The organism is Cryobacterium sp. CG_9.6 (assembly GCF_029893365.1).
Lineage (GTDB): Bacteria > Actinomycetota > Actinomycetes > Actinomycetales > Microbacteriaceae > Cryobacterium.
Genome location: NZ_JARXUZ010000001.1, coordinates 2,816,679 through 2,832,016, shown reverse-complemented (window position 1 = coordinate 2,832,016; position 15,338 = coordinate 2,816,679). Strand labels below are relative to the sequence as shown.

Below are 15,338 nucleotides of genomic sequence, written 5' to 3'. Positions count from 1 at the left end.
CCATGGAGGGCGGCGCGGGACGCTACCGGCCGGACACCGGGTTTCGGTGTGCGTGGGGCACGGTGTGAGCCGTGTCGACGGCAATGACACACCCGAGAACAACCAGGGAGAGAGCAACGGATGCCGCAGCATCCGTTGTCCAGTGGTAGCCCAGGTAGAGGCGGCTGATGGCCGCCGCGACGATGCCGAGTCCAGCAACGGAGAACGAGATCCCGGCGCCACGGAAGGCGCTGCGACGGGAGATTACGAGATAGGTGGTGATCAGGAGAAAATCTGAAGCGCCGAGCACGTGGCCGGAGGGGAAGGAGAACGACGGATCGGCGCCGAAGAGCATGAGGGCTTGCGGGGGACGATCGCGGTGCACGAGACGCAAAATGATTTGGGAAACGATGACGCCACTCAGCATGCCGCCGGCTAGGAGCAGCGGGCGCCACGCCTGTTTTGTCACAACACCCCATGTCGCCGCCACGATGAGGACGATCGCCGGCAGAACGATTGGGCCGAAAAGAATGGCGAAGGTGATCATGACCACGGTGAGCTCGGGGGTGCGCACGCTCAGCAACCACGCTCGGATCGGCTCATCGACGGCAGTGATCCCGGTGTGCTGGAGCACTGCGACCACCAGAATCGTGACGGAACCGCTGCCAACAATAATGAGCGCACGAGCAATACCGTTTAGTTTTCGGCGCATGGCCGGCTCGACAACATCCGCTTTTCCGATGCTCACCATGGGGCAATAATAAATCGATGACGACAGAAATGTCTTCCTGAGGTGGGCCAGCCGGGCTGTAAATGTCACCATGGTTTTCCGCCGGGGTGAGCGAGAGAATTACTTGGGGACGAGAAATTGAGGTGGGAGTATGACGGCCAACCAAGCGCGCGGACTGGCCCGTGAGGCGAAGAACAGCACCGTCCTGCACGTCCTGGCCCGAGTGGGTTTTGCCGTGAATGGCGTCGTGCATGCTCTCATTGGCCTGATTGCACTGGGTATCGCGCGCGGTGGCGGTGGGACGGCCGACCAATCGGGGGCATTTGCTCAACTGGCGGCGACGCCCGGGGGCGTCTTCATCTTGTGGGCCATCGTCGTGGGAATGGCGGCCCTGGCTCTCTGGCTCTTTCTGAGCTCCGTGCTTGTTTCCAGACGGGAACCCGCGAAGCGGCTCGCTCACTTTGCTCAGGAATTCGGCAAGGCCCTTGCCTACTCCGTTTTGGCCGGAACGGCGCTCATATTTGCGCTGGGCGGATCCACCGATTCAGCCAGCAGCACGAGCGAGGCCAGTTCAAACCTGCTCGCGACCCCAGGTGGAACCGTCGCCGCCGTAGCGGTGGCAGTCCTGATCGTTGGAATTGGTGTGTATTTCATCGTGAAGGGCGCCAGACAGGGCTTCACGAACGACATCGTTGTTCCAGCCGGACCGGCAGGAAAAGCCACCGTTGCTCTTGGCGTTTTCGGCTATATCGCAAAGGGCGTGGTGCTCTTTGTGGTGGGTGTTCTCTTTGCCGTAGCCGCCTTCACCGTTGACCCGGCGAAAGCGACCGGTCTGGATGGCGCCCTGAAGTCGCTGGCCACGCTGCCGTTTGGCGTCGTTATCTTGTCGCTCATCGGGGTAGGCCTGATCGCCTACGGCGCCTACTGCCTGGTCAGGGCTTTTGTCGCGCGACTATAAAAATGCTCGCTACGCGGCGGGCGTTTCCGTGGGGGTGGGGGTTGCCGTCGGTTCCGGAATTGCCGTGGGTGTGGGGGTTGCTGTGGGCAACAGGCCGGCGTACTCGGGCTGCTGACCGGTGAGGATGGGGAGCAGCAGTTCCACACCGGTGTTCTCACCGTATTGGAAGTACACGGGCAGGAGAGCGCCTGGAGGGGTTCCGATGTTCTCCAGCGTCACACTGGGCTCGCCCTCGGCGCCGATGGTGGTGCTGGAGTTGGCGCGCAGTGTCACGAGCTCGGTGACCTTCTCACCGTTTGCCTGGTACTGCACGGTGAGGCTCTGCGCGGTGTCACCCACGTTGACGGCGGTTACGAGCAGGCTGCCGAGTTCGCCGTCTGCGGAGAGCACCATCGCATTGCGAAGGGCCACGTCTCCGACGTCGCCGCTGACTCCGTCGCTGGGGTCGTACTTGATGAGCGTTGCTTGTGGGGCGCCAAAGCCGCACGCACTGGTTCCGATCAGGATCCCGGCCGCTAGAACAATGGATGCAACGATGCGTGCACTCACAAGACCTCCACACTGGGGCAACGACCGCGCGCGAGGGCGTGGTGTTGCGCATTTCTCTGTACCACCAGCTTAGCGGCGTGGGCGTCCAGGTCGGTACGAGCACGGCAGTAGTTCGAGAAAAGGATCGCACCCTACCACTATCTCGTGTGGTAACCTAGACGTCGCTGAAGGGATGCACATCGATGCTTTTTGAAGTTGGCGAAACCGTTGTATATCCCCACCACGGCGCGGCAACTATCACCGAGCTCAAGACGCGCATCATCAAAGGTGAGGAAAAGCTGTACCTCAAGCTCAACGTGACTCAAGGCAATCTCACCATCGAGGTTCCGGCAGAAAATGTTGATTTGGTCGGGGTTCGTGATGTGATCGGTCGTGAAGGCCTCGACAAGGTGTTCGAGGTGCTGCGTGCTCCGTTCACCGAAGAGCCCACGAACTGGTCCCGCCGTTACAAGGCCAACCTTGAAAAGCTCGCTTCTGGCGATGTGATCAAGGTGTCCGAGGTGGTGCGAGACCTGTGGCGCCGCGATCAGGATCGCGGTCTCTCGGCCGGTGAGAAGCGCATGCTCGCCAAGGCCCGTCAGATTCTGATCAGCGAGCTGGCCCTGGCCGAGAAAACCGATGAAGAGAAAGCCTCCATCGTTCTCGATGAGGTTCTCGCGTCGTAACGAAAGTCCCCATAGTTTTTCCTGTGAAAGGCGGTGCCGCCAGGTGCCGCCTTTCGCCTGTGCTCCCGCATTCCCAAACCTGTAGCGTCACCGTCCACCCCAACAGATAGCCTCCAGACATGACTGAAACATCCGCTCCCGTGGTCGCGGTTATTGTCGTCGCTGCTGGCAGCGGCGCGAGGCTGGGCCATTCGGAGCCGAAGGCTTTTGTGCACCTGCAGGGTCGAACGCTGCTGGAGCACGCCCTGCACGGGATCTTCGGTATGGCTGAGCCTGCTCAGGTGATTGTGGTGGTACCCGAGGATCGCATCGGTGCGGCGAATGCCATTGTGCGTGCATCATCTGCCAGCCCTGCTGCGCGTGGTTCCGTTACCGTTGTGGCCGGTGGAAGCACTCGTCAGCAGTCGGTGAGCCGCGGTCTCGCCGTTCTCGGCTCCCAGATCGAGATCGTCCTCGTGCACGACGCCGCACGCGCTCTCACGCCCTCCGACCTCTGCGACCGCGTCGTGACAGCGGTGCGTGCCACCGGGGACGGGGTTATTCCCGGGCTCGCGGTGGTCGACACGATTAAGCGCGTGGACGCATCCGCTGTCATTCTGGGCACCGTGGACCGGGCTGAACTCTCGGCCGTGCAAACCCCCCAGGGCTTTGTGCGGGCGATTCTGGTGGCTGCCCACGACACGAGTGTGCACGAGGCAACCGATGACGCGGCGCTCGTGGCCGCAACCGGCCACCCGGTGCGCGTCATTGAAGGATCACCGCTCGCCTTCAAAATCACGACACCGGTCGACCTCGAGCGCGCCGAGTCCGTGCTGAACCCGGCACCCGGAAATGTCGTGCTGCCGCGGATCGGAACCGGTCTCGACGTGCACGCCTTCAGTGACAGTGCCGAACTTTGGCTTGCGGGCCTGCACTGGCCGGGGGAGCGCGGACTCTCCGGCCACAGTGATGGTGACGTGGCCGTGCACGCGGTGTGCGATGCGCTGCTCGGTGCCGCCGGTCTCGGCGACATTGGTGGCATATTCGGCACGAGCGACGCCCGGTTCGCGGGTGCCCACGGCGACGTGTTTCTCACCGAAACCCTGCGCCTGGTAACCGAAGCCGGGTTCGCCGTGAGCAATGTATCGCTACAGATCATTGGTAATCGCCCCCGATTCGCGCCGCGCCGCGCCGAGGCGGAAGCCCTGCTCGGCCGTCTGATACACGCCCCGGTGAACATTGCCGCCACCACCACGGACACCCTGGGCTTCACCGGTCGCGGCGAGGGCATTGCTGCCACGGCCACAGCCCTGCTTGTGCCGGCCGCTCGGCCAGCCGCCCAGCACCCTGTTCTAAGCTTGGACGTGTGACCATGCGACTCTACGATTCCCAGGCCCAGGCCTTCCGCGATTTTGTTCCCCTTCAGCCGGGCAAGGTCGGAATCTACGTGTGTGGACCCACCGTGCAGTCGAGCCCGCACATTGGGCACCTCCGCAGCGCTCTCGTCTACGACCAGTTGCGCCGCTGGCTCACCTATCGCGGTCTTGACGTCACCTTCATTCGCAACGTGACCGACATCGACGACAAGATTCTGGTGAATGCTCAGGGGTCGAGCGAGCAATGGTGGGCACTCGCGTACCGCTACGAGCTGGAGTTCACCGCCGGCTACCAGCGCCTCGGCATTTTGGCGCCCACGTACGAGCCGCGCGCCACGGCCAGTATCCAGGAGATGCAGACCCTCATTGCCCGGCTCATTGAGCGCGGCCACGCCTACCCGGCGCCCGATGAGTCCGGTGACGTGTACTTTGACACCTCCAGCTGGCCTTCCTATGGTGCCCTCACCCGTCAGGGCAACGGCGATATGGAAGCGGCAGCGGATGCTGACGCTCGCGCCAAGCGCGACCCTCGTGACTTTGCGCTGTGGAAGGGCCGCAAGGCCGACGAGCCCGACTCCGCCTCGTGGGACTCCCCCTGGGGAGTCGGCCGGCCCGGTTGGCACATTGAGTGCTCGGCCATGGCCGTTCGTTACCTCGGTGCCGCATTCGATATTCACGGTGGAGGCCTTGATCTGCGGTTTCCGCACCACGAGAATGAGCTGGCCCAGTCCACCGCGGCCGGTGACCCGTTTGCCAGTCACTGGATGCACAACGGTCTCGTGCACGTGAACGGGCAGAAGATGAGCAAGTCGCTCGGCAACTCCATTTACGCCGCAGAACTTCTCGATCAGGCGCGCGCCATTGTTGTGCGTTACTACCTCGGTGCTGCTCACTATCGCTCCACGATCGATTATCACGACGGTGCCCTGCTTGAGGCCGAGGCCGCGCTCGAACGCGTGGAGAGCTTTCTGGATCGGGCCGACCGCCGCCTCGCCGAGACGCGTTTCGAAGGTTCCGGTGCGCTCGTGGTTCCTGCCGAATTCGCGGTGGCCATGGATGACGACCTCGCCGTTCCCCAGGCGTTGGGGGTGCTGCACGACACCGTGCGCGCCGGCAATGCGGCGCTCGACGCCGAAGACCTGCACGCGGCGGCTTCCGCCCGTGGTGAAGTGCTCGCCATGAGCGAAGTTCTTGGAATCAACCCGCTGTCGACCGGATGGTCGGTAGCAACGGATGAGCCCGCCATGGTTGCTCTCACCGCCCTCGTTGAGCGTTTGCTCAAGGATCGTGAAACCGCCAGGGAAACCCGCGACTATAACGCCGCAGACCGTATCCGGGACGAACTCGTCGCCGCCGGAATAACCATCGAAGACACACCCTCGGGTGCCCATTGGAGTTTTGACTGATGAAGAACACAGACCGCAAGGCACGCACCGGGTCCGTGCGCAAGGGCAGCCGCGGCGGCCAGGTTGGTTCCGGCGGCCAGGGCCGTCAGGCCCTCGAGGGCAAGAAGCCCACGCCCAAGGCCGAAGACCGTCCGTACCACCCCGCCGGGAAGAAGAAAGCCGCCAAAGAGCGTTTCGTCGCGGCCGGTGGCTTCGCCTCGCGCCCGAGCAAGGATGCCGCGGGCGATGCTCCCCGCGGTGGTGCCCGTGGTGGGAGCCGCGGCGCGTCACAGGGTGCACGCGGGGCATCGCAGCCCGGTCAGCGCAGCACCGGAAACTCCGGCGGTGGCGGTGCGTCCACTCGTCGTGCCAAGCAGGTGGACGAGCACGAAATCGTCACCGGGCGCAACTCGGTCGTTGAAGCGCTCCGCGCCAAGATTCCAGCCACCACGCTCTACATTGCATCACGCATCGAAATGGATGAGCGGGTTAAAGAGGTTCTCCTCATGGCTACGAGCCGCAACATCCCCATTCTTGAGGTCATGCGTCCCGAGCTTGACCGCCTCGCGGGGCGCGACTCGGTGCACCAGGGCCTCGCCCTCAAGGTTCCCGCGTACGAGTACGCGCACCCGATGGAACTGCTGCAGCTCACGATCAGCCGCGGCCATAAGCCGTTGTTCGTGGCCCTCGACGGCATCACCGACCCGCGCAACCTGGGTGCCATCATCCGTTCGACGGCTGCATTCGGTGGACACGGCGTGATCGTGCCGCAGCGTCGTTCGGTGGGCGTCACCGCCTCGGCCTGGAAGACCTCGGCTGGTGCCGCGGCCCGCACCCCGGTGGCCATGGCCAGCAACCTCACCCAGACGCTGAAAGCCCTCAAGGAGCAGGGCGTGTTCGTGCTGGGCCTGGACGGCGACGGAGACGTTCAGCTGCCCGAGCTGGGCCAGGGCTTTGCCGAGCGCCCGATCGTGATCGTTGTCGGGAGCGAGGGCAAGGGCCTGTCCCGCCTCGTCACCGAAACCTGCGATGCCATCGTGTCCATCCCGATCAGCGCGTCGACAGAGTCGCTCAACGCGGGTATCGCTGTGGGCGTCACGCTCTACGAGGTCTCGCGCCTCCGCGCCGCGATCAAGGCGGCCAAGAAGGCGTAAGCGCCTTTCGTTCGTGAGAGTAGGGGGTAACGGATGCCGCGGCATCCGTTACCCCCTCCTCTCATGTGAGGCACGACGCGTCTGGCCGGAAAGGGCCGACGGAGGGCTAAACCTTCAGGGTCCAGTCGACCGCATCGTCGGGGTCGGTGCCGGCGTTTTCGCCGCCGTCGTCCGAGCGAACCGTGTTCACCGGCAGGGTAATCGACCCCGTGGGCGGGTCCATCATGGTGGCCTCGTCGCGGCGGTGCCGCAGCACGTCTTGCACATAGGAACTCACCGCCTCGGCGAGCGGAATGTCGCGGGACTGATTCTGGGCCATGAACCAGCGGTGGTCGAGCATCTGGTGAAAGACTTCGGCGCGTTCTAGCTTGCCGCGCAGCTCAATCGGGATGGCTCGAACTACGGGTTCAAACACGCGCACAAGCCACTCGTGCGCAACCATGTCTTCATCGGCGTCAACCTTGCCGTAGGCGGCGCGATACGAATCCAGGTCGTTGAGGAGGCGGCGTGCCTGGTTCTCCTCGGCGTCAAGCCCGGTGAGACGCAGCAGTCGACGCTGATGATGACCGGCGTCGACAACCTTGGGCTGGATGCGCACCTTGGTGCCATCGCTGTCGGTTTTTATCGTGAGTTCTTCAATATCGAAACCGAGGTCGTTGAGGCGCTCCACGCGCTGGATGATGCGCCAGCGCTCGGAGCTGGCAAAGGATTCCGATCCCGTGAGCTCCGTCCAGAGCGAACGGTAGGCCGCCACGATCCCATTGCTCACCCGGATGGGGTCGAGTTCGTCGGCGACGCGCCCGCCGGCTTCCAGGTCCATCAACTCGCCGGCGATATTGACGCGGGCGATCTCGAGGTCATTCTCACGTTGACCGTTGGACAGGCCACCGGAGTAGAGCTGACCGGTTTCGGCATCCACGAGGTACGCGGCGAAAGCGCCGGCATCACGGCGAAAAAGGGTATTAGAAAGGGACACATCGCCCCAGAAGAACCCCACCATGTGCACACGAACCAGCAGCACGGCCAGAGCGTCGACGAGGCGGGTGGCCGTATCGGGGCGCAGTGTGTGTGAGTACAGAGCACGGTAAGGAAGAGAAAACTTGAGATGCCGGGTCACGAGCACCGAATTCAGCGGTTGGCCGTCCTCATCCGTTCGATTGGTAATCACCGCGACCGGCTCGACACAGGGGATTTCGAGGTTCTGCAGGTTGCGGAGCATGTCATACTCGCCGCGAGCCATGTCGCTCGTGGTCTCTTTGATAGCCACAACGCGCCCACTGAGGTGGGCAAAGCGCACGAGGTGTCGGGACAGCCCCTTCGGGAGCGACGCGATGGCGTCGTTGGGCCAGGCATCCAGCGGCAGCTGCCAGGGCAGATCGAGAAGGGCCGGATCGGCGATGGCTGAGGTGATGTTGAGGGAACCGCTCATGAAACGAGCCTAACGTTGAGGGGATAAAAATGGCCTCGGCAGGATGGGCCGCGCAGTTTCGCGCGCTCATCCTGCCGAGACCGACGTACTGGTCGAGCGTGGTGGAACCCTAGTCGGTGACGGCGCCACCGAGGCGAAGCCCGGTCTCGGCGTCGAACACGTGCAGGTGGTTCGGCGTGGCCGTGAGGTACACGGTTTCGCCGGCCGAGGGGTGCGAGCGTCCGTCAACGCGGGCAACGATGTCGGTGCGCTTGCCCTCGATGGTGGAGTGTCCGTAGAGGTAACCGTCGGCACCGAGTTCTTCCACGAGGTCAACATCGATCTTCAAGCCGTCGCCCGCGGTGGTGGACATTTGGATGTCCTCGGGGCGAACTCCCACGGTGACCTTCTTGCCGGCCACGCTGGCCAGCGTGTCGCGCTGAACCGGAATCGTTGACGTGCCGAACTTGATGCCGCCGTCGACGGTATCGGCGAGAAACAGGTTCATGGCCGGGCTGCCGATGAAGCCGGCAACGAACACGTTTTGCGGCTTGGCGTAAAGGTCGCGCGGCGTACCCACCTGCTGCAGGATGCCGTCCTTCAGCACGGCGATGCGGTCGCCCATGGTGAGCGCCTCGGTCTGGTCGTGCGTGACGTAGACCGTGGTGACGCCGAGTCGACGCTGCAGGCTCGCGATCTGCGTGCGGGTCTGAACGCGCAGCTTGGCGTCGAGGTTGGAGAGCGGCTCGTCCATGAGGAAGACCTGAGGCTGACGCACAATGGCACGGCCCATGGCCACGCGCTGACGCTGGCCACCCGAGAGTGCCTTCGGCTTACGGCTCAGGTACGGCTCCAGGTCGAGAAGCTTCGCGGCTTCGAGAACGCGGGCGGCACGCTCGTCCTTGTTAATGCCGGCGATCTTGAGTGCAAAGCCCATGTTCTCGGCCACGGTCATGTGCGGGTAGAGAGCGTAGTTCTGAAAAACCATGGCGATGTCGCGGTCTTTCGGCGGGACATCTGTTACGTTGCGCTCGCCGATGAAGATGTTGCCATCGTTGACCTCTTCGAGGCCGGCGAGCATGCGCAGGGACGTGGACTTTCCGCAACCGGAGGGACCCACGAGAACAAGAAACTCACCGTCAGCGACCTGAAGGTCAAGCTGATCAACAGCGGGGCGAGTGGAACCCGGGTAGAGGCGGGTTGCCTTATCAAACGTGACTGAAGCCATGGTTTTAATCTCCTTCACCGGCAGGAACGTGCCGGACGATCCGTTGTGAATAGGATTTTGTCCGTATGGCGGCATTCAAAAAAGGACCGCCGAACCTTTTTAGTATGGCATAGGCGGGCTGGAGGCTGGCCGTACCGTCATTTTCAGGGGGCATAGGGACCGCCCCGGTGTGGGTATTCCCAGTGCGGGGACGTATTCTGAAAGAGCACCAGTTCTGAAACTGTGCCTACGTTGACCCTGCGGAGCGAATATTCATGACAACTGGCGGACCGAGCAACGACCGTCCCTCTAAAAACCGACGACGCGACGCGGCCAGAGATAAGGCTAAGCAGCTGCGCGTCGAGCAGAAGAAGAAGGACCGTCGCAACAAGATTTTCCTGCAGGGTGGCGTGGGCATCGTGGCCCTCGGAATCGTGGTGGTGGTGGCTCTGGTCATCATGAACTCCATTCGACCGGCCGTACCGGGCCCGGCAAACATGGCCAGTGATGGAATCCTGCTGGGCGAAGGCCTGACCGCCGTGACGACAAGCGCGTTGCAGCCCGACGCGACACCGGTGGCATCGAAGCCGGATGCGACGGGCACGGTGGCTAACATTCGAGTGTACGTCGACTACCTCTGCCCGTTCTGTGGCGAGTTTGAAACGACCAACAGCGAACAGATCGCCAAGTGGGTGACATCCGGTGCTGCCACGGTAGAAATTCACCCGATCGCCATTCTCACCGGTCGTTCGGCGGGTAGCCAGTACTCTCTGCGAGCGGCAAACGCGGCCGCGTGTGTGGCGAACTATTCTCCCGATGACTTCTACGCCTTTAACGCGGCGCTTTTTGTTGACCAGCCGGAAGAGAACACCGTGGGACGGAGCGACGCCGAGCTGCAAGACGTTGTGAAGGCATCCGGTGTCACGACCTCGCTGTCGCAGATCAACACGTGCATCACCGATGAAACCTATAAGTCCTGGGTGATTGCGGCAACCGACCGGGCGACGGCCGGACCGATCCCGAACTCCACGCTCCCGGCCATTGAATCCACTCCCACGGTTCTTGTTGACGGCAAGAAGTATCAGGGCAGTATTCAGGACCCGAAGGAATTCGCGGCTTTTGTACTTCAGTCCGTTGGTGCCAGCTACTCCACGTCGACGCCCACGCCCACGACGCCCGCCGGCTAACTTGCGGTAGCTGGTGGGACCCCACTGACGGTGAGGCTAGGATGGAATCTTGAGGCAGAGATGCCTCATGCCGGCCTGGCGCAATTGGTAGCGCACCACTCTTGTAAAGTGGGGGTTACGGGTTCAAGTCCCGTGGCCGGCCCCATATGTTTGCTTTAAAGGGCACGCACGTTCGTAACCCACGCCACCGCTGTGGTGAGGTTGTGGCTTGACGGCAGGTATTTTACGTCAAACTCGTATCATTCGCTCCCGGCCTGCCGATAGTGATGGATGCGACCGATGGGTCTGTACAGACCACATGCGCGATCATTGAGGGCGAGAAACCAGAGTGACTGAACCGCGGGAGACCTCGAGCGCCACCACAGCGCTGCTCCTCGGCTACGTTCGACAGCACGGCGGCGATGAGGCTGTGCGTGAGGTGTGGGAGCGCGGGCAGGTTGGCCTGACAATCGAGCAGATGCAGGCGCACCCCACCTGGATCGGCTACGACAGCCGCATTCGTCTTTTTGAGGCCACAACAGCGGTGCTGAATGATCCACATGCCATGTTTGAACTGGGCGCGACAGCATCCACGGGCGAGGCGCCACCCGTTCTCGTGGAGTTGCTCACGGCATTCGCCACTCCGGGTGCGGTGTATCGCCGCCTGCCGCGGATGGTTCCTAAATTCACCACGACGTCCACCATGCAGATTCTCGAGTCCGACGTATCGGCCATGAGCTTTCGGTACCGGTTGCACGAGGGTTACGAACACTCCCGGCTGGACTGCGATTATGCCCGCGGTCTGCTCGCCGCGGTTCCAACGCTTTTCGGGCTTGGCCGGGCCACGGTCGCTCATCATCAGTGCCAGTCGGATGGCTACGACGCGTGTACGTATGAGGTGACCTGGTCGCCGCGGATTCGTTGGTGGCGCAAGCCGGGCCAGCACAAACTCACACCGCAGCAGTCGGTGGCCGCGCTGCGCCAAAAGGTGAAAGAAGTGCAACTCGCGGCGGCAGACCTCGTGAGTAGCGAGGACCTCGATGAGATGCTCAACCGCATCGTGGACCGCGCGGACTCCGTGCTCTACGCTCCCGCGCATCTTCTCGTGATTCAGACGGCGGCCGGGCAGTCTCTCATCCGTTCGACCGGGTTGGAACCCGAGGAGGCTGAGCGGGTTGCCGGTCAAATTCAGCGGGGTGAGAACCTTGGCGACGCCGTGGTGGTCGTGCCCATCGAATCGACGCGCTCCCTGCATGGGTACCTGGCTGCTCTGTTCGTGCCGGGCCATGGAGCGATGGAGGGGGAGCAGGAGCTGTTGGAGGCCTACGCCGGACATGCCGCCGCCGCTCTCGACCTGTTCACTGCGCTCGATGACAGTAAGCGCGAGTCACGTCGAACATCTGCTCTGTTGGGCCTCGCCCACAAACTTGCCGTCGTGGACAGCGCTCAAGACGTGTCGGAAGCGATCGCGACGGCCCTTCCTGAGATTGCAGGCTGCGATTTCTCGGCGGTGCTGATGTGGGATCCGACCCTCGGCGTCCTGGAAACCGTGGCGACTGCGCACTTTGGTGAACAGGCACGGGAGATTCTTCTCACCACCACGATCCGCGCATCGGAAACCCCGGAACTCGTGCACCTTCTCGCCCACCACGAACCGATGCTGCTCGGCATCGACGATGCGAGCCCTCAGCTCACGATGCTGATGGTGGGCATCGGCGTGCCGAGCATGATTGCCGTGCCGCTCCTTGCGGGCGACAAGCTCATGGGCGTTGCCGTAGCAGCGTGGTGTAACCCTGTTGCCCTAGACCGTGAGGGTGGCTTGCTGGCCCGGATCGAGGGCGTTAGTCAACAGGGGGCAAAGGCACTGGAGAACGCGCACCTACTTGCGACCGTTCGGGAGCAATCCCTGCACGATTCCTTAACCGGACTACCAAACCGCACCATGTTCACCGGCGCGCTCGACACCGCGCTCGCGGAATGCGGGGTGGCGTCCACCACGGCGGTACTTTTTTGTGACCTCGACAACTTCAAGCGGGTGAACGATGAATTCGGCCACGGTAGTGGGGATGAACTCCTGCGGCAATTGGCTGAGCGCCTTCGGGCTGAGGTCGGAGACAGCGGAACAATCGGCCGGTTGAGCGGTGACGAGTTCGCCATCGTTCTCCCCGATGGTCAGGGTCAAGCACAGGCAGTGGACCAGGCACGGCGCATTGTGGATAGCCTCAACGTGCCCTTCCCCGTGGATGGTCGAGGTCTCCGAATTACCGCGAGCGTGGGTGTCGCCTTGCACACCGGAACAAACGGTCGGGGTGGGCCACTTCTGGCTGCCGCCGACGCCGCCATGTACGACGCCAAGCGCCTCGGTCGTAACCAGGTGTGTGTATCGAATGAGCTCTCCGCTCAAGGTCCCCTTCCACTGCTGCAGCAGGAGCTCGCTGGCGCCCTGAAACGCGACGAACTGCGACTTCACTTTCAGCCGATTGTCGACATGTCGATGTCGGACGTAGGCGAGGTTGTGGGAGTCGAGGCGCTCATGCGCTGGGCCCATCCGCGTCTCGGGCTCCTTGCTCCCGCCGCATTCTTGCCGCTGGCGGAAGAGACGGGCCTGATCGCCGAACTCGACCTCTGGGCAATTGGAATCGCCTGTGAGGCGGTGGCGAACTGGCCGGAGAATGGAAGCCGCCCCAAGCACGTAGCGGTGAATCTTTCCAGCACCACCCTCGTCGATGAGCGCCTTCTTCCCACTGTGCGTGCGGCACTTCGCCGGTATGCTCTGTCACCCGAACGGTTGATTCTCGAGGTGATCGAGAGCCGTGCCCTGGTCGACGTTCCCAGCACCATTGAACGACTCACCGAACTCAGGCAGTTCGGCGTGCGCATTTCTCTGGACGACTTTGGAACGGGATTTTCCACCTTGGCCTGGCTCAAGGCGCTTCCGGTTGACCAGATCAAGATTGACCGCTCCTTTATTAAGGACCTGCCGGATGAGGCATCTGTCGCTCTCGTTCAGGCGCTGCTGGCGCTGGCCCAGAAACTGAATATCGGTGTCATCGCTGAGGGGGTGGAGACGCTGGACCAGCTCCACGTGCTGCGTGATGCCGGGTGTTCCCTCGTTCAGGGCTACCTGCTCGGCCGACCGGCGCCAGCGCTCACCATCGTGCCCGCGCTCGCCGCACAGAGTCTGTAGGTCGGCTACACCAGAACGGAGCTGAGAAGCAGGCTGGTCTCGCTGTTCACGATGCCTTCCACCGAGCGGATGCGCCCCAGCAAGCTATCAAAATTGCCCAGCGTGTCGGTGCGCAGCTCGGCCACGAGGTCCCAGCCGCCATTGGTGGTGTGCAGCGCGTGCACTTCAGAGAAACCTCGAAGCTTTCGAATGACGGCATCGGTGCTTCGACCCTCGACCTCGAGCAGCATGATCGCGCGGATGGATGACGGGTCCCGGTCCTCGCGAACGCGCACGGAGAACCCGATGACCGTTCCGGTGTGCTGAAGTCGTTCGAGGCGTGCGGTCACCGTGGACCGCGTGACATCGAGGTGACGCGCCAAGCTCGCCACGGATTCCCGGGCGTTGACGCGAAGGAGGGCCAGAAGACGGCGATCGAGATCATCGAGGGGGGACACAAGGCTAAGTGTATAAGACAACTATGCATACTGCTTAGTGAGCTGGACAGAATAATGCTGATTCGGCATGGTGGCTGCACATCGCCCACTTGTAGCCTTGGTTCAACGATGAAAGGAGGCGCAGATGGTGCGCTTCGTAGATGTGGCAAACATGACCAAGTGGATCGCTCAAGAGGGTGTTGAGTCGATCATTACCGGAATGGTCGACTACCTCGAGCAGGACTTTCTTCGGTGGGAACTCTTCGACAAGACCTCGCGGATTCCCAGCCACTCCGAGAGTGGCGTGATCGAGCTCATGCCCGCGAGCGACGGTGACACCTACGCCTTCAAGTACGTCAATGGTCACCCGCTCAACCCCACCCGCGGATTCCAAACCGTGACCGCGTTCGGTGTTCTGGCCAATGTCTCCAACGGCTACCCCACCTTCTGGTCCGAGATGACGCTGCTCACCGCCCTCCGCACCGGTGCCACGAGTGCCATGGTGGCCAAGCTCCTCGCACGTGCCGATTCCACGACGATGGCGCTGATTGGTGCCGGCACGCAGTCCGAATTTCAGGCCCTGGCTTTTCGGGCCATTCTGGGTATTACGCAGATTCGGGTGTGGGACACCGATGCCGCAGCGATGACGAAGTTTGTGCGCAACATGGAGCCGCTCGGCTTCGATATTGTCGTCGCCACGAGCGCCCGTGATGCGGTTCGCGGAGCCGATATCGTCACCACCTGCACGGCCGACAAGGCCAATGCCACCATTGTGACCAACGACATGATCGAACCCGGCATGCACCTGAATGCCATTGGGGGCGACTGCCCCGGCAAGACCGAGCTGGACGCCGAGATTCTGCGCCGGGCGAGCGTGTTCGTCGAATATCCGCCGCAGACCCGCGTGGAGGGTGAAATTCAGCAGCTGGAGGCTGATTCGCCGATCACAGAACTGTGGCAGGTGCTCGCCGGACGGACTGCAGGCCGCACGTCTGCCGAGCAGGTGACCGTCTTTGATTCCGTCGGGTTTGCAATCGAAGATTTCTCGGCACTCCGCTATGTGCGTGATGCTGTCGACGGAACCCGGTTCTACGAGGAGGTTGACCTCATCGCCAACCCGGCGAACCCCAAGGACCTCTTCGGCCTCGTGGCCGCCGCTGTTCCCGCTCTCGTCTAGGT

13 protein-coding genes and 1 tRNA gene are annotated in these 15,338 nt (G+C 62.7%); 9 read left to right on the top strand and 5 right to left on the bottom strand.

The genetic code is table 11. The features are described from left to right. Positions 1-22 precede the first annotated feature (22 nt). Positions 23-730, bottom strand: a complete 708-nt coding sequence (locus tag H4V99_RS12975) for a phosphatase PAP2 family protein (protein WP_280678939.1) — start codon at positions 728-730, stop codon at positions 23-25. Positions 731-860: 130 nt separating this feature from the next. Between H4V99_RS12975 and H4V99_RS12970 the strand changes: the two genes are divergently transcribed. Continuing rightward, a complete protein-coding gene (locus H4V99_RS12970) occupies positions 861-1,667 on the top strand; it encodes a DUF1206 domain-containing protein (protein WP_280678937.1) in 807 nt (268 codons plus the stop codon). A 9-nt stretch (positions 1,668-1,676) separates the two neighbouring features. Here the strand turns inward: H4V99_RS12970 and H4V99_RS12965 are convergent, their stop codons facing one another. Continuing rightward, on the bottom strand, positions 1,677-2,216 hold the full coding sequence (locus tag H4V99_RS12965) for a hypothetical protein (RefSeq protein ID WP_280678935.1): 540 nt from the start codon (positions 2,214-2,216) through the stop codon (positions 1,677-1,679). A 182-nt stretch (positions 2,217-2,398) separates the two neighbouring features. Here H4V99_RS12965 and H4V99_RS12960 point away from each other — a divergent pair, with 182 nt between their 5' ends. The 4 genes from H4V99_RS12960 to rlmB all read left to right on the top strand — a co-directional run bounded on the left by H4V99_RS12960 (position 2,399) and on the right by rlmB (position 6,775). Beyond that, positions 2,399-2,881: a CarD family transcriptional regulator gene (locus tag H4V99_RS12960; protein WP_280678933.1), complete on the top strand. Its 483-nt coding sequence runs from the start codon at positions 2,399-2,401 to the stop codon at positions 2,879-2,881. Positions 2,882-3,000: 119 nt separating this feature from the next. After that, positions 3,001-4,230 carry a 2-C-methyl-D-erythritol 4-phosphate cytidylyltransferase gene (ispD, locus tag H4V99_RS12955; protein ID WP_280678931.1) on the top strand — a complete coding sequence of 410 codons (1,230 nt, stop codon included), beginning with the start codon at positions 3,001-3,003 and terminating at the stop codon, positions 4,228-4,230. Further along, complete coding sequence (gene cysS / locus H4V99_RS12950; protein ID WP_280678929.1) at positions 4,227-5,642, top strand: cysteine--tRNA ligase; 1,416 nt, start codon at positions 4,227-4,229, stop codon at positions 5,640-5,642. The genes ispD and cysS overlap by 4 nt, the downstream gene beginning before the upstream one ends. Further along, positions 5,642-6,775, top strand: coding sequence for a 23S rRNA (guanosine(2251)-2'-O)-methyltransferase RlmB (gene rlmB, locus H4V99_RS12945; RefSeq protein ID WP_280678927.1), 1,134 nt, complete (start codon positions 5,642-5,644; stop codon positions 6,773-6,775). The genes cysS and rlmB overlap by 1 nt, the downstream gene beginning before the upstream one ends. A gap of 106 nt (positions 6,776-6,881) precedes the next feature. On the opposite strand, the gene H4V99_RS12940 is transcribed toward rlmB, so the two are convergent. Beyond that, a complete protein-coding gene (locus H4V99_RS12940) occupies positions 6,882-8,204 on the bottom strand; it encodes a DUF4032 domain-containing protein (RefSeq protein ID WP_280678925.1) in 1,323 nt (440 codons plus the stop codon). Between the two features lie 109 nt (positions 8,205-8,313). After that, positions 8,314-9,411, bottom strand: a complete 1,098-nt coding sequence (gene ugpC, locus H4V99_RS12935) for a sn-glycerol-3-phosphate ABC transporter ATP-binding protein UgpC (protein WP_280678923.1) — start codon at positions 9,409-9,411, stop codon at positions 8,314-8,316. 254 nt (positions 9,412-9,665) lie between these two features. Between ugpC and H4V99_RS12930 the strand changes: the two genes are divergently transcribed. The 3 genes from H4V99_RS12930 to H4V99_RS12920 all read left to right on the top strand — a co-directional run bounded on the left by H4V99_RS12930 (position 9,666) and on the right by H4V99_RS12920 (position 13,743). Next, positions 9,666-10,577: a thioredoxin domain-containing protein gene (locus tag H4V99_RS12930; protein WP_280678921.1), complete on the top strand. Its 912-nt coding sequence runs from the start codon at positions 9,666-9,668 to the stop codon at positions 10,575-10,577. A gap of 69 nt (positions 10,578-10,646) precedes the next feature. After that, positions 10,647-10,722 (top strand) — tRNA-Thr (locus H4V99_RS12925). A gap of 183 nt (positions 10,723-10,905) precedes the next feature. Continuing rightward, positions 10,906-13,743, top strand: a complete 2,838-nt coding sequence (locus H4V99_RS12920) for a sensor domain-containing phosphodiesterase (protein ID WP_280678919.1) — start codon at positions 10,906-10,908, stop codon at positions 13,741-13,743. A gap of 5 nt (positions 13,744-13,748) precedes the next feature. Here the strand turns inward: H4V99_RS12920 and H4V99_RS12915 are convergent, their stop codons facing one another. Further along, positions 13,749-14,180 carry an Lrp/AsnC family transcriptional regulator gene (locus H4V99_RS12915; RefSeq protein ID WP_280678917.1) on the bottom strand — a complete coding sequence of 144 codons (432 nt, stop codon included), beginning with the start codon at positions 14,178-14,180 and terminating at the stop codon, positions 13,749-13,751. A gap of 124 nt (positions 14,181-14,304) precedes the next feature. On the opposite strand from H4V99_RS12915, the gene H4V99_RS12910 reads away from it, so the two are divergent. Beyond that, positions 14,305-15,336 carry an ornithine cyclodeaminase gene (locus tag H4V99_RS12910; protein WP_280678915.1) on the top strand — a complete coding sequence of 344 codons (1,032 nt, stop codon included), beginning with the start codon at positions 14,305-14,307 and terminating at the stop codon, positions 15,334-15,336. The last annotated feature ends 2 nt before the right edge of the window (positions 15,337-15,338 follow it).

Coding starts and splice junctions, on each gene's coding strand:
- H4V99_RS12940 (WP_280678925.1), bottom strand. CDS start 8,204: ATGAGCGGTTCCCTCAACATCACCTCAGCCATCGCCGATCCGGCCCTT.
- rlmB (WP_280678927.1), top strand. CDS start 5,642: ATGAAGAACACAGACCGCAAGGCACGCACCGGGTCCGTGCGCAAGGGC.
- H4V99_RS12960 (WP_280678933.1), top strand. CDS start 2,399: ATGCTTTTTGAAGTTGGCGAAACCGTTGTATATCCCCACCACGGCGCG.
- H4V99_RS12930 (WP_280678921.1), top strand. CDS start 9,666: ATGACAACTGGCGGACCGAGCAACGACCGTCCCTCTAAAAACCGACGA.
- H4V99_RS12910 (WP_280678915.1), top strand. CDS start 14,305: ATGGTGCGCTTCGTAGATGTGGCAAACATGACCAAGTGGATCGCTCAA.
- ugpC (WP_280678923.1), bottom strand. CDS start 9,411: ATGGCTTCAGTCACGTTTGATAAGGCAACCCGCCTCTACCCGGGTTCC.
- H4V99_RS12975 (WP_280678939.1), bottom strand. CDS start 730: ATGGTGAGCATCGGAAAAGCGGATGTTGTCGAGCCGGCCATGCGCCGA.
- H4V99_RS12970 (WP_280678937.1), top strand. CDS start 861: ATGACGGCCAACCAAGCGCGCGGACTGGCCCGTGAGGCGAAGAACAGC.
- ispD (WP_280678931.1), top strand. CDS start 3,001: ATGACTGAAACATCCGCTCCCGTGGTCGCGGTTATTGTCGTCGCTGCT.